We start from the raw sequence: 14,104 nt of genomic DNA on the forward strand, positions 1-14,104 counted from the left end.
GAAGAATCCTTTGGGTTCGGAATGTTGCGAAGGTGCATCGTGTATTCCGAACGAACCGCGGAAACCCTCAATCGCCGCGCGTGTTTTTTGGGGCGGCGCCGTGCCGGCGTTCAGCGCGGCACAACCGTGACCCAGTAGCGGGTGCGGTAGACGACCTCGACCGGCAGCGCCTGACGCAAGCTCGCGAGCGAGCGGTCAGACTCGGTCAGGGAAAACACGCCCGACACCGACAGCCGTGCGAGCGACGGATCGCAGCGCAGGACGCCGGGCCGATAGCGCGCGAGTTCGGCGCACCATGCGTCGACGCGCATGCGTTCGGCGATCAGCCGGCCCTGCGTCCACGCGTTCGGGTGCGCATCGGCCGGCCCGTGCAACACGACGCCGTCCGCATCGAAACGCGCGGCCTCGCCCGCATCGACGCGCAACGTGTGCTCGGGCGCGCGCGCCGGGCGGATCTCGACCGCGCCGCCGAGCACGTCGACGTGTGCGTACGGGCCGGCTTCGCGCACCGTGAAGCGCGTGCCGAGCGCGCGCGCGACGCCCTGCCGTGTCTCGACCCTGAACGGTCGGCCCGACGCGTCGTGCGCGGTCTCGATATAGAGGCCGCCGCGCACGAGCACGATGCGCCGCTCGCGCGCAGAGAAACGCACATCGATCGCACTCGCGGTATCGAGCCACATGCGCGTGCCGTCCGCCAGCGTGAGATCGCGCACTTCGCCAACCTCGCTCGCGTAGTCGGACGTGACCGTCTGCCATGCGCGCGTGCCGCGCACCGCGTAGCTCGCGCCGCCGAACGTGATTGCCCAGCCGAGCGCCCGCATCGCGCGCCTGCGCGCGGGCCGGGCCGGCCGTGCGAGCAGGACGCCGCGCGCCGTGTCGGCCGGCACGCTGCCGAACTTCGCGTCGATGCCAGCGAGCCGCTGCCAGGCGCGTTCGTGGTCAGGATGTTCGGCACGCCACGCCGCACAGCCTTGCCGGTCGTCGTCGGTCGCGTCGCCGGACCACAGCCGGGCGAGCCATGCGATCGCCCGTTCGACGACCGCATCGGGCAATGCGTCGGCAATCGGCCCGCTCATGCCGCGCTCCCGTAAAGCACCGCGTAGCAGGCACGCAGCGCGGCCGCGACATACTTCTCGACCGACGACACCGACACGCCGAGCCGCGCCGCGATTTCGCGATAGGTCAACCCGTCGAGCTTGCACAGCAGCAGCGCCGTGCGCGCGTTGGGAGACAGCCGGTCAAGCATCGCGTCGATTTCGCACAGCGCCTCGATCACGAGCGCGCGGGTTTCGGGAGAAGGGGTTTCGGGCTCCGGCAGGTGCCGCACCGTGTCGAGATAGGCAGATTCGATGCGACGCCGCCGATAGAGATCGATCAGGAGGCCGTTCGCGATCTGCGTCAGATAGCGGCGCGAATCGTCCGGCCGCGGCGTCGCACCGGACGCGAGCACGCGCAGATAAGTGTCGTGCGCGAGGTCAGCCGCGTCGCACGCATTGCCGAGGCGCTTGCGCAGCCAGCCGCGCAACCACCCGTGGTGATCGTTGTAGAGCGCGCGGAAATCCCGCTGCGCATGGCTTTCGACGACGCCCATCCGTTTCCCGACGCCCCATTAATGATAATGATTCTCATTAATTTTATGGGATGAAGAACCGGCGTGGCAAGCGGGAACACGGATCGAATGTCGACATTCCGGGCCGGAAAACAAAAAACCCGGCACGGGGCCGGGTTCCTGTCGACGAAGCGCGCATCGGTCACTTGCGCGGCACATCGTCTGGTGTGCTTGGTTGCGGGGACAGGATTTGAACCTGTGACCTTCGGGTTATGAGCCCGACGAGCTGCCAGACTGCTCCACCCCGCGTCAGAGAAATAAATTATAGGGTGAGGAAGTACTCACGTCAATACTTTTGTCACAATTTCTTTACAAGCCGTCGAGGCCGCGATGCGCGGCACCTGCTCCGCGCCGCGTGTCGCGCATGTTCGCTCCCCGCGCTCGCGGTAAGATGGCGGCCTTCGCATTCACCCCGCACGCACTCCCCCGTTCATGAAAATCGCCACCTGGAACGTCAACTCGCTCAACGTCCGCAAGCAGCACGTGCTCGACTGGCTCGCGCAAAGCGGAACCGATGTGCTGTGCCTGCAGGAACTGAAGCTGCCGGACGAGAAATACCCGCGCGCCGATCTGGAAGCGGCCGGCTACCGCAGCTGGTTCACGGGTCAGAAGACCTACAACGGCGTCGCGATCATCGTGCGCGACACGCTCGCCGTCGACGAATCGGACGTCGTGCGCAACATCCCCGGTTTCGAGGACCCGCAGCAGCGGGTCGTCGCGGTGACGGTCGACGGCGTGCGCATCGTGTCCGCGTATTTCCCGAACGGCCAGGCGCCCGACTCCGACAAGTTCGTCTACAAGATGCAGTGGCTCGAGGCGCTGCACGCATGGCTGAGCGCCGAGATGCAACGCCATCCGAAACTCGCGCTGCTCGGCGACTTCAACATCGCCCCCGAAGATCGCGACGTGCACGACCCGGCGAAATGGGAAGGCCAGAATCTCGTGTCGCCGCAGGAGCGCGCGCACTTCGCGAAACTGATCGAGCTCGGCTTCGTCGATGTGTTCCGCCGCTTCGAGCAGCCCGAGAAGACCTTCACGTGGTGGGACTACAGGATGTTCGCGTTCCGCCGCAACGCGGGGTTGCGCATCGACCACATCCTGCTGTCGCCAGCGCTTGCGGAAACCTGCACGTCGTGCGAGGTCGACCGCGTGCCGCGCACGTGGGAACAGCCGTCCGACCACACACCCGTCGTCGCGATCGTCGGCTAAGCGCCCCACCCGCTCGCGCCCACGCTCAACCGCGCACGGGCGCGGGCCCGAGATGGGCCCACAGGAAGCCGAATTCCGCCGCATCGGATTCGGCACGCTCCAGATCGTCGGCGCTGCCGTGGCCGCCGTCGGTGTTCTCCCAGTACCACACCCGTTCGTGACCCAGCGCATGCATGCGCGCGGCCATCTTGCGCGCATGCGCGGGATGCACGCGATCGTCGCGCGTGGACGTCGTGAGCAGCAGCGGCGGATACACGACGCCTTCGCTCACGCGGTGATACGGTGAATAGGCGGCGAGCGCCGCGCCTTCGCGCGGATCGTCCGGATCGCCGTACTCGTCGAGCCACGCAGCACCCGCGTGCAGCTTCGGGTAGCGCCGCATGTCGAGCAGCGGCACGCGGCACAATACCGCGCCGAACAGTTCCGGGCGCTGCACCATGCACGCGCCGACCAGCAGCCCGCCATTGCTCCCGCCCTCGATCCCGAGCTGCGCGGCCGTCGTCACGCCGGTGCGGATCAGATCCTCGGCCACCGCGATGAAGTCGTCGAACGAATGCTGCCGACGCTCGCGCTGCGCGTCGACGTGCCAGCCCGGCCCGAATTCGCCGCCGCCGCGGATGTGCGCGAACGCCGCGACACCGCCGCGTTCGAGCCATGCGATACCCAGCGCATCGCTATAACCCGCCAGGTTCGGAATCGCGAAGCCGCCATAGCCTGACAGCAGGCACGGCCGCGCAACGCGGGGCGTGCCATCGGGGCGATCCGGTGCATCGAGCGCATCCAGTGCATCACGCGGGCCGATCAGCGTGTACGGGACGATCGTGCCGTCGCGCGAGCGCGCGTTCGCGCGGCGCACGACGAGTCCCGCCGCATCGAAGCGCACCGGCGGACGGTCGAGCAGCACGCGGCGCGACGGCGCGTCGGCCGCCAGATCGGCCAGATCGGCGAGCCAGCATTCGGGCGGATCGACGCAGGTGTCAGCGTCCACATACACTTCGTCGTTCAGCGTCGACTCGACCGGCTCGACATCGATCTGCGCGTCGCCCGGCCAGTCGAACGGCCGCGCGTTCCACGCCCATGCGCCATCGTCGCGCTGCGCCGGCTGCCAAAGCATCGTGCGGTTGTGCACGTCGTCGAGCCAGCTCGCGATCAGCATGGTGCGCGTGTGCGTCCACGTGCACGCGGACGTCGACGGTCGCGGCTCGAACAGCGTCGTGAATTCGCGCGACCCGGCCAGGAACGCCTGCTCGCGGATCGCGAGCAGCGAGCCGCCCGCGTGATGCACGCCGCCGCAGTCCCAGTCGAGCCGCGGCTCCAGCACCAGCCAGCCTTCCCAGAAACCGACCTCGACATGCGTCGGCACGTCGTAGCGCGCCCATTCGCCGGCGTCGGTCAGCCAGTACGAATGCGCATCGAAGAAGTCCACGCTGCGCCAAGCGACGTGGCGGCCGTCGATCGGATCGAACCACGCGCCCGCGCTGATGTCGTCGGGTTCGCCGCGAAACACGACGGGCGCATCCTCGAGCGGCGTGCCGCGCACCCAGCGTCGCGCTTCGTACGGATAGCCGGCCGCGGTCGCATGCGCTGCGCCGCGATCCCAGCTTACGTAGACGGTATCGCGGTCGATCCAGCCGACCGTGTGATGCCCCGGTGCGTCGATCGTGAAACCGCCGTCGACGAAGCGGCGCCGCACGAGATCGAACTCGCGCACGACGACCGCGTCGGCGCCACCCGGCGACAGCGACAACAGCGCCCGGTCGCCGTCCGGATACAGGATCGTGTCCTGCTCGAACACCCACGACTCGCCCTCCTGCGCGCCGAGTGCATCGACGTCGAGCAGCGTTTCCCAGTCGGGCCGGCCGGCGCGCCAGTCGTCCCAGCGCGCGCGGCGCCACAGTCCTTTGGGATGGAGATCGTCCTGCCACAGGTCATACGCCCAGTCGCGCCAGCGAGTCGGGATTACCGGGCGTTCGCGCGGCAGATACGCTTGTGCGAGCCGCGCGGCAAGCGCGCGATACGCATCGTCGTCGCGCAGCGCGACACGCGTGCGCGCATTCTGCTCGTCGACCCACGCGCGGGCGCGCTTGCTGTCGAGTGCTTCGAGAAAACGGAACGGATCGGCCCCGGCGGGCCAGCGGAAGGAATCGGACATGACGGAAGCGCACGTGACGGCAAACCGAGATTATGTCCGATCGCGGCATGCGCGATGTCCGCGCATGCCGCGCGCGGTGCTTACGGCTCCAGGTGGAGTTCCTGGATCTTGCGCGTGATCGTGTTGCGACCGATGCCGAGCCGCTCCGCCGCCTCGACCTTGCGGCCACGCGTGAAGTCGAGCGCCTCGCGGATCACGGCCGCCTCGAAGCGGCGCGCGAGTTCGTCCATCACGCCGCCCGAATTCTCGCGCAACAGCCGGGCGACTTCGGTACGCAGGCCGTTCTCCCACATCGGATAGCCGGCCGGTGCGCCGTTCGGTACGGCCGCGACGAGCGCAGCCGTCAGCGGTGCGGCACCGAGTGCCGGCTGTGTGTGCGCCACGTCGCCGGCGGCGACGGCGCTGCCGCCGTGCGTATCCGCGCCGTCGGCTGTTGCGGCCACCGGCGCGCCAGCCGGCACGAGATCGGGCGGCAAGTCCTTGATCTCGACCGTCTGCGCGGGCGCCATCACGGTCAGCCAGTTCGCGAGGTTCTCGAGCTGCCGCACGTTGCCGGGAAACGCCAGCGACGTCAGGTACGCGAGCGCCTCGTCGGACACGCGCTTCGGCTCGACGCCGAGATCCCTCGCACTCTTCTGCAGGAAGTGGCGCGTGAGCAGCGCGATGTCCTCGCTGCGTTCGCGCAGCGGCGGCAACCGCAGCCGGATCACGTTGAGCCGGTGGTAAAGGTCTTCGCGGAACAGCCCCTGGCGCACGCGCGCCTCGAGATTCTGGTGCGTCGCGGCGATCACACGCACGTTCGCGCGCAGCGGGTTGTGGCCGCCGACGCGATAGAACTGGCCGTCCGACAGCACGCGCAACAGACGCGTCTGCAGGTCGAACGGCATGTCGCCGATTTCGTCGAGAAACAGCGTGCCGTTCTCGGCCTGCTCGAAGCGGCCCTGGCGTGTCGTCTGCGCGCCGGTGAACGCGCCGCGCTCATGGCCGAACAATTCGGATTCGAGCAAATCCTTCGGAATCGCCGCGGTGTTCAGCGCGATGAACGGGCCGTTCGCTCGCGGGCTGTGACGGTGCAACGCACGCGCGACGAGCTCCTTGCCGGTGCCCGATTCGCCAGTGATCAGCACGGTCGCGGCCGAATGCGACAGGCGACCGATCGCGCGGAACATGTCCTGCATCGCGGGCGCCTGGCCGAGCATTTCGGGCGCCTCGGCGACACGCTCGTCCTGCGGCGCGCCGCCGCGCAGGCTTTCCTCGACCGCGCGCCGAATCAGCTCGACGGCCTTGTCGACGTCGAACGGCTTCGCGAGATATTCGAACGCGCCGCCCTGGAACGCCGCGACGGCGCTGTCGAGGTCGGAGAACGCCGTCATGATGATGACGGGCAGACCCGGCAAGCGCTCGTGCATCGCCTGCAGCAGCTCGAGGCCGGAGCCGCCCGGCATCCGGATGTCGGACACGAGCACCTGCGGCGTCTCGTGATCGAGTGCGGCCAGCGCATCGCGCACGTTCGCGAAGCTCTTCGTCGCGAAGCTGTCCCGGGCGAGCGCCTTTTCAAGCACCCAGCGGATCGATTGGTCGTCGTCTACTATCCAGATCGGCTTCATAGGTCGGTCAGATATTGGTGAATCCGGTAAATCGCACTGCCGCTCAATGGTCGAGCGGCAGCAGAATCTGAAACTCGGTACGTCCGGGCCGGCTCTCGACCTCGATCATTCCGTCGTGCTGCTGCACGAAGGTCTGCGCGAGCGTGAGGCCGAGGCCACTGCCGTCGTCGCGGCCGGACACGAGCGGATAGAAGATCCGGTCGCGGATCTCTTCCGGAATGCCTGGCCCGTTGTCGACCACGTGCAAGTCCAGTGCCAGCTTGTACAGGCGCTTCGCGATCGTCACCTTGCGCGCGACGCGCGTGCGCAACTCGATCTTCGCGTCGCCCTGCGCGATCCGCTCGCGCAGCGCCTGCGCGGCATTGCGTACGATGTTCAGCAGCGCCTGGATCAGTTGCTCCTTGTCGCCGCGCAGGTCCGGCACGCTCACGTCGTAGTCGCGCTCGATCGTGAGCCCGCGCGGAAATTCCGCGAGCATCACCGCGCGAACGCGTTCGCACACTTCGTGAATGTTCACATCGCCGACGATGTGCGGATGCCGATGCGGCTCCAGCAACCGGTCGACGAGCGTCTGCAGGCGGTCGGACTCCTTGATGATCACCTGCGTGTATTCGCGCAACTCGCCGCGCTCCCGCTCGCTCAGTTCGAATTCGAGCAGCTGGGCTGCGCCGCGAATGCCGCCGAGCGGGTTCTTGATCTCGTGCGCGAGGTTGCGAATCAGTTGCTTGTTGACCGCGGTCAGGTCGTGGATGCGCTCCTCGCGATCGGTGCGCGACTGCCGTTCGTTCTCGAACAGCTCGACGAGCACGAAATCGGGCGCGGTCTCGAGGAAGCCGACGATCGCATGCACGTGCAGCGCCTCGTGGCCGGGCCGGTCGAGCACCGTGTCGAGATGCGTCGCGTGAAAGCGCTCCTCGCCGATCGCGGTGATCGTCGACGCGAGTTCGTTCGCGTTCGGAAAAATCTCGCCCCACGGCCGCTGCGCGAGCTGCCGGCGCGAGAGGTCGAGCATCGCCTCCGCGGACGGGTTCGCGAACACAACCCGCAGCGTCTTGCGGTCGAGCACGATCACGACCGTCGGCAGTGCTTCCAGCCCCGCAAGCAGGCCCGAGTGCATGAGCCGCTCGTCTTCCGTCAGTCGCTCGGGCTGCCCCGTCTTCGCCTTGATCAGATTCTTCAGAGCCATCGTGCTGTCGTCGCGCCTCACCGAGTCGGAAAAATGAAAATGCCCGGAACAAAAAGGGGACGGCTGGACGCCGTCCCCTTTCAGACTCCGCGGTTCCCGCCGCAGGCCGCGCGACGGGAACGAACCGGCATGACGGCGCTGAATCGAAGCGCCATCGCCGATTACAGCGAGTAGTACATCTCGAACTCGATCGGGTGCGTCGTCATGCGGAACTTCGCCAGCTCCTGCTCCTTCAGCCCCAGGTATGCGTCGAGCATGCCGTCGGTGAACACGCCACCGCGCGTCAGGAACTCGCGATCCTTGTCGAGTGCTTCCAGTGCCTGGTCGAGGCCCGCGCAGACGGTCGGGATCTTTGCATCCTCTTCCGGCGGCAGGTCGTACAGGTTCTTGTCCGCTGCTTCGCCCGGATGGATCTTGTTCTGGATCCCGTCCAGACCCGCCATCATCAGTGCCGAGAACAACAGGTACGGGTTCGCCATCGGATCCGGGAAGCGCGTTTCGATACGGCGGCCCTTCGGGTTCGACACGTGCGGAATGCGGATCGATGCCGAACGGTTGCGTGCCGAGTAAGCCAGCTTGACCGGTGCTTCGAAGTGCGGGACCAGACGCTTGTACGAGTTCGTCGTCGGGTTCGTGATCGCGTTCAGCGCGCGAGCGTGCTTGATGATGCCGCCGATGTAGAACAGCGCCAGTTCCGACAGGCCGGCGTAGCCGTTGCCCGCGAACAGGTTCTGGCCGTCCTTCCAGATCGACTGGTGAACGTGCATGCCCGAACCGTTGTCGCCGACGACCGGCTTCGGCATGAACGTCGCCGTCTTGCCGTACGAGTGCGCGACGTTATGGATGATGTACTTCGACCATTGCGTCCAGTCGGCGCGCTCGACCAGCGTCGAGAACTTCGTGCCGATTTCGTTCTGGCCCTGGCCCGCCACTTCGTGGTGGTGCACTTCGACCGGGATGCCGAGCTGTTCGAGCAGCAGGCACATTTCCGAACGCATGTCCTGGAACGTGTCGACCGGCGCGACCGGGAAATAGCCGCCCTTCGTGCCCGGACGGTGGCCCGTGTTGCCGCCTTCGAATTCCTTGCCCGACGACCACGGCGCTTCTTCCGAGTTGATCTTCACGAAGCAGCCCGACATGTCCGTGTTCCACTGGACCGAGTCGAAAATGAAGAATTCCGGTTCCGGACCGAAGTAGGCGGTGTCGCCGATGCCCGTGCTCTTCAGGTACGCTTCAGCGCGCTTCGCGAGCGAACGCGGGTCGCGCTCGTAGCCCTTGCCGTCGGCCGGCTCGACCACGTCGCAGGTCAGCACCAGGGTCGACTCTTCATAGAACGGGTCGATGAAGGCAGCGTTCGGGTCCGGCATGAGCAGCATGTCCGACGCCTCGATACCCTTCCAGCCAGCGATCGACGAACCGTCGAATGCATGACCGCTCTCGAACTTGTCTTCGTCAAACGCCGAAACCGGCACCGACACGTGCTGTTCCTTGCCGCGCGTATCCGTGAAGCGGAAATCGACAAACTTGACGTCCTCGTCCTTCACGAGCTGCATGACGTCGGCGACGGTTTTACTCATAACCTCTTCTCCTGATTGAACAATTCCGGCGGACTGGGAACCGCCTCGTTTATCGAGCTGCCCGGAGTCTGGCTTTGGCGCAGCGCGCTCCGGGTCGACCGAATTCTATATAGCAGCTTCCATGCCAGCGCTGCGCCGAATCGGCGAGAATCGCGCCGGCCCGCGCCGTAGCGGGGCCCGGCTGCGCAATTCCGGGGCCACGCACCGCGGCACCCGCCGACAGATCGCACCGTAATGGTGCAATCGCCGCAACGCACCGACGGAATGGAATCGTTCTGGTGCACATATGCCATTCTGCACTCTTTTGGTGAGCGCGTGGGCGGTGCATGCCCCGCACGGCGCCCGGACATCCATGCAGCGGCAGCGCGCTAGAATGCTCGTTTGACCGATACGGAGACCTCCTGCCATGAGTACGCTCGACCAGCTTTACGCCAAGGCCGAAGAACGCCGCACCCAGGGCTCGCTCAACTATGCCGGCGCCCTGCTGCCGGTCGAGGCATTCGAACTGCTGCAGCTCGACCCGTCGGCCCGCCTCGTCGACGTGCGCACCCGCGCCGAGCTCGACTGGATCGGCCGCCCGCTCGTGGGCGACGGCCAGTACCTGCACATCGAATGGACGCGCTACCCGGGCGGCGTGCCGAACGCCGAATTCGTCAACGAACTGAAGGCAGCCATCGCACCCGACGCGCCCGTGCTGTTCCTGTGCCGCAGCGCCGCGCGCTCGAAGCTCGCCGCGGTCGCCTCCGCGCAGGCCGGCTTCACGAAGGCGCTCGACCTGCTCGAAGGCTTCGAAGGCGCGAAGGATGCCGAAGGCCATCGCAAGACCGTCGACGGCTGGTGCTTCCGGAAACTGCCGTGGATCGGCGCCTGAGCGCGCCTGCCGTCCGCCGCGCCCGACTGCGACATCGTCAAGCCGGGCGATGACACCCCGATGACGGGCCGCGTTGCGCGGCCCGTGCCTTTTGAGCGGCCGGGAGCGGCCGGATCGGCGGCCGCTCAGGCCCGCGGCGCGTCCGGCTCGACGATGTCGCCGCCGAGCAGGTGGACGCCTTCGCGCAGCTTCACGAACGCGGCCGCGACCGCCTCCGGCTCGCCCTTCACGCCGAGGTCGATATGCCGGCGCGCGTAGATCCCGCCGCGCTCGGCGTCGCCCACGCTCGGCAGACTGAACACACGCACGCCGGGGAAGTCGCGCTCGACCCTTTCCATCAGCGGGGTGAGCGTCGATTCCGGCAGTTCGAACACGTACAGCGAGCGCTCCGCGTGCGGGCTCGCGTGATGCAGATGCCGGTACTTCGTGTCGAGCACCCATTCGATCATCGGCCACGCCATCACCGGAAAGCCCGGCACGAAGTGCAGATTGCCGACCGAGAAGCCGGGAATCCGGTTGTACCCGTTCGGGATGATCGCAGCACCCACCGGGAACACGCCCATGTTGAAGCGGTGCTGGTTCTCCGGTGAATCGAAGTTGACCGGCGTGGCCGGATCGGTGTGCGTCTCGCGGATGCGCTCCGAGATCAGCACCTTCGCTTCCGGATGCAGCTCGAGCGGCACACCGAGCGCGGCGGCGGCACACTGGCGCGTGTGGTCGTCCGGCGTCGCGCCGATCCCGCCCGTCGAGAACACGATGTCGCCGGATGCGATCGCGCGCGCCAGCGTCGCGGTGATGCGCGCCGGATCGTCGCCGACGTATTCGGCCCAGTCGAGCGCGAGGCCGCGCGCGCCGAGCAGCTCGATGACCTTCGCCAGATGCTTGTCCTGCCGGCGGCCCGAGAGGATTTCGTCGCCGATGATGATGATGCCGATGCTCATGCCTGCCCCATGTCGATTGCGGTGGCGCGCGAGCTCGCGCGCAGGTCTTCCAGCGCGCGCAGGCAATAGTGCCCGAACCACAGCGCCGAGAAGACGAGGATGAAAGCGTATACCCAGATCATGGCCGCCGCGACGAACGGGAACAGCACCATCATCCAGACCGACGAGACCCACACGAAGGTCGGAACGGTGCCGAGCAGTCCGGTCGCGACGCCGATGCCGATCAGCGGCCAACGATGCTGCCGCACGAGTGTGCGGCGCTCGTCGCGGCTCGCGTGCTGCGCGAGCGCGTCGTAGGTCATCACGCGGTACGTGAGCCAGCCCCAGATCACGGGCGGCAATAGCGCGAAGAACGGCGGAATCAGCCACAGCGGGATCGTGACGACGAGCAGCACGACGCCGACGATCGCCGCACCGAGCGAATTGAACACGCTGCCGAAGAACGTCCCGCCGCGCTTCGTCTCGAGCGCGGCGAACTGCCGGCTCGACAGATGCTTGATCACGACCGGCATCGAAATCGTCGCAATCAGCAGCAGCACGGTCAGCACGATCAGCGGAATCGCCAGCGACACGACGACGAACGGCGCGATGACCGCATGCAGCTGCGACATCCCGATCGCGTCGAATGCGCGGTACAGCGCGGCCGTCAGCACGAAGCCGTCGAGCGCGCCGCGCGCGGCGTCGATCAGGGTCTGCCACGAGAACCACAACACGACGCCCCATAGCAGCGCCGACACGACGAACGGCATCAGGGTGAGCCACAGCATGCGCGGGTGCAGCGCGCTGACGAGCGCCCGGACAAGGGAGCGCAGCAAGTCGTTCATGCGAGCCTTTGGTGCCTGTATTGACGAAGAAAAACGGGGAAAGGATAAACCACACGGCCCGCATGCGCCAAAGCACATGCGGGCCGTGTGGGAACGCCGTTCAACGGGGAAAGACCGGATCAGGCCGATGCCGCGCCGCGCTTCGCCGGAAAGAGACGCCGGAAGATGCGCACGAACGCGAGGCCGTGCTGCGCCCAGAAGCCTTCGCCGTAGGACACGCCTTCGACCTGCTCGCGGATGCCGGTCGGCTCGACCGTGCGGTTCCACGACGCGGTGCCGAACATCATGTCCCACCACGGGAACAGCACGCCGAAGTTGCAGCCGTATTTGGTGCCTTCGTGGCCGTAGCCGACGGCGTGGTGGCGCCGGTGAAAGATCGGACTCACGAGCAGCCGCTCGCCGAGCCGGCCGAACGACAGCCGCGCATTCGTATGCTGGATGCTCTGCAGGAAGTTGGTGAACGCGGTCAGCACGACGAACTGCGACGGCGTCACGCCGATCACGAGCGCGATCGCCGCGAAGAAGCACGACTGGATCACGTCGTCGAGCAGGTGGTTGCGATCGTCGCACCACAGCGACATCTGCCGCTGGCTGTGATGCACGGCGTGCAGTTCCCACCAGATGCCGAACTTGTGCTGCCAGCGGTGATACCAGTAGCCGGCGAAGTCGAGCACGACGAGGTAGATCGCGAACGAGACGATCGGCTTCGACGTGACGCCCGGCCACAGATAGTCGAGGTTGAAGTTCGCGACGCCATGCAGGCGCAGCCACGCCTGGAAGTTGTCGAACACCGGCTGCAGCGCGAAGAAGAAGAACAGCGTGAAGATGCCGAGCTTGGAGATCGCCGTGTAGATCACGTCGACCCGCACCGCGCGGCGGTTCTTCCAGCGCTCGACGGGCGCGAGCGCCTCGAGTGGGCGCAGCAGCGCGAACATCAGCACCATCTGCAGCGCGCCGATGATGACCCAGTACAGTGCGTCGTAGGTGTCCTCGTCATAGTCCATCAGGTTGAACTTGAAGAGGAGGGGCTGCACGACGTCGACGTACAGCCAGGTCTGGATATTCGACACGAATGCATCGATCAGGTGCAGCATCGTTCGCCTCCGTCCGTCACGCGCCGTTCGCAGCCTTCCACGGCGCGCGGTCGTAGAAGTAGATCCCGTGCGGCGAGCGGCCGACGGAGATCGTCTGCACCAGCTTGCGCGACGGCAGGTCGATGATACCGACCTTCTTCGCGAAGCGGAACGTCACCCACAGCGTCTTCTTGTCGGCGGACAGCTCCATGTCGTCCGGCCCCGGCAGCAGGCCGGTGATGTCGCCGACGTTGGTGAGCGTGTTCTCGTCGATGATGCTGATCGTGTTCGCGACCCGGTTCGTGACCGCGACGTGCGTGCCGTCGGCGAGCGAACGGAAGTTGTGCGCACCCTTGCCCGTCACGATCTGCTTGACGACCTTCTGGTTACGCCAGTCGACCACCGCGACGTAATCCGAACCGGTCATCCCGACCAGCAGGTACTTGTCGTCCGGCGTGAGCCACAGGCCCGCCGGCACCTTGCCGACCTTCATCTTCCACTTGACCGTCTGCGTCGGCAGATCGATCGCCGCGATCTCGCCGGACACCTGCAGGGACACGAGCAGCGTCTTGCTGTCCTTCGTGAACGCGAGGTGGCTCGGCATGACTTCGAGCGGCACGCGCTTCGCGAGGTGCAGGTCGCGGCCGTCGTAGCTGTAGATGTCGACGCGGTCGAGCCGCAGCCCGGCCGCCGCGAACCACTTGCGGTCGGGCGAGAAGCCGAGCTGGTACGGATCGTCGATCCCCTCGACGGTGCGCTGCAGCTTGCCCGTCTTCGGATCGAGGAACATCAGGCTGTTCGAGACCGAATTTGCAACGATCAGCGACGAATTGTCGGGCGTAATCATCAGGTGGTGCGGCTCCTTGCCGGTTGGCATCGTGGAGACGACCTGGCGGGTCTGCTGATCGATCAGGGAAAGCGTCGCTTCGGCCGAGTTGAGGACGATCACGTTATTCGCGTGTGCGGCGGGCGCCAGTACGGCGGCGGCCAGCGCGAGCGTGCGGCCGAAAGAAAGGAAAGTGCGCATGAAGACTCACGTCGTGGAACAACTGTCA

General features: G+C 66.6%; 12 protein-coding genes and 1 tRNA gene. 2 read left to right on the forward strand and 11 right to left on the reverse strand.

What is annotated here, in order from left to right:
• Window positions 1-110: 110 nt before the first annotated feature.
• From DIE13_RS22900 to DIE13_RS22910, 3 genes are all read right to left on the reverse strand, one after another.
• Entirely contained in the window at window positions 111-1,076 is a 966-nt protein-coding gene (locus DIE13_RS22900; protein WP_124829408.1) for a FecR domain-containing protein, read from the reverse strand.
• Window positions 1,073-1,591 (reverse strand): sigma-70 family RNA polymerase sigma factor, encoded by a 519-nt coding sequence (locus DIE13_RS22905; RefSeq protein WP_124829409.1) that lies wholly within the window; start codon window positions 1,589-1,591, stop codon window positions 1,073-1,075. The genes DIE13_RS22900 and DIE13_RS22905 overlap by 4 nt, the downstream gene beginning before the upstream one ends.
• A gap of 190 nt (window positions 1,592-1,781) precedes the next feature.
• Window positions 1,782-1,858, reverse strand: a tRNA-Met gene (locus DIE13_RS22910).
• 183 nt (window positions 1,859-2,041) lie between these two features.
• Between DIE13_RS22910 and xth the strand changes: the two genes are divergently transcribed.
• Window positions 2,042-2,818 (forward strand): exodeoxyribonuclease III, encoded by a 777-nt coding sequence (xth, locus tag DIE13_RS22915; protein WP_124829410.1) that lies wholly within the window; start codon window positions 2,042-2,044, stop codon window positions 2,816-2,818.
• Between the two features lie 25 nt (window positions 2,819-2,843).
• Here the strand turns inward: xth and DIE13_RS22920 are convergent, their stop codons facing one another.
• The 4 genes from DIE13_RS22920 to glnA all read right to left on the reverse strand — a co-directional run bounded on the left by DIE13_RS22920 (window position 2,844) and on the right by glnA (window position 9,340).
• Complete coding sequence (locus tag DIE13_RS22920) at window positions 2,844-4,970, reverse strand: prolyl oligopeptidase family protein (RefSeq protein WP_124829411.1); 2,127 nt, start codon at window positions 4,968-4,970, stop codon at window positions 2,844-2,846.
• Between the two features lie 80 nt (window positions 4,971-5,050).
• A complete protein-coding gene (ntrC, locus tag DIE13_RS22925) occupies window positions 5,051-6,577 on the reverse strand; it encodes a nitrogen regulation protein NR(I) (protein WP_124829412.1) in 1,527 nt (508 codons plus the stop codon).
• A gap of 43 nt (window positions 6,578-6,620) precedes the next feature.
• Complete coding sequence (gene glnL / locus DIE13_RS22930; RefSeq protein ID WP_175720780.1) at window positions 6,621-7,763, reverse strand: nitrogen regulation protein NR(II); 1,143 nt, start codon at window positions 7,761-7,763, stop codon at window positions 6,621-6,623.
• A gap of 161 nt (window positions 7,764-7,924) precedes the next feature.
• A complete protein-coding gene (gene glnA / locus DIE13_RS22935; RefSeq protein ID WP_124829413.1) occupies window positions 7,925-9,340 on the reverse strand; it encodes a type I glutamate--ammonia ligase in 1,416 nt (471 codons plus the stop codon).
• A 406-nt stretch (window positions 9,341-9,746) separates the two neighbouring features.
• Between glnA and DIE13_RS22945 the strand changes: the two genes are divergently transcribed.
• Window positions 9,747-10,211 carry a rhodanese-like domain-containing protein gene (locus tag DIE13_RS22945; RefSeq protein ID WP_098555464.1) on the forward strand — a complete coding sequence of 155 codons (465 nt, stop codon included), beginning with the start codon at window positions 9,747-9,749 and terminating at the stop codon, window positions 10,209-10,211.
• A gap of 125 nt (window positions 10,212-10,336) precedes the next feature.
• On the opposite strand, the gene DIE13_RS22950 is transcribed toward DIE13_RS22945, so the two are convergent.
• From DIE13_RS22950 to DIE13_RS22965, 4 genes are all read right to left on the reverse strand, one after another.
• Entirely contained in the window at window positions 10,337-11,152 is an 816-nt protein-coding gene (locus DIE13_RS22950) for a molybdopterin-binding protein (protein WP_124829415.1), read from the reverse strand.
• Complete coding sequence (locus DIE13_RS22955) at window positions 11,149-11,976, reverse strand: EI24 domain-containing protein (protein ID WP_124829416.1); 828 nt, start codon at window positions 11,974-11,976, stop codon at window positions 11,149-11,151. Before DIE13_RS22955 ends, DIE13_RS22950 begins: the two co-directional genes overlap by 4 nt.
• Window positions 11,977-12,095: 119 nt before the next feature.
• Complete coding sequence (locus DIE13_RS22960; RefSeq protein WP_124829417.1) at window positions 12,096-13,070, reverse strand: sterol desaturase family protein; 975 nt, start codon at window positions 13,068-13,070, stop codon at window positions 12,096-12,098.
• A gap of 16 nt (window positions 13,071-13,086) precedes the next feature.
• On the reverse strand, window positions 13,087-14,076 hold the full coding sequence (locus DIE13_RS22965; RefSeq protein ID WP_124829418.1) for a beta-propeller fold lactonase family protein: 990 nt from the start codon (window positions 14,074-14,076) through the stop codon (window positions 13,087-13,089).
• Between the last annotated feature and the right edge of the window lie 28 nt (window positions 14,077-14,104).

This window comes from Burkholderia sp. Bp9016 (assembly GCF_003857765.1).
Classification (GTDB): Bacteria; Pseudomonadota; Gammaproteobacteria; order Burkholderiales; family Burkholderiaceae; genus Burkholderia.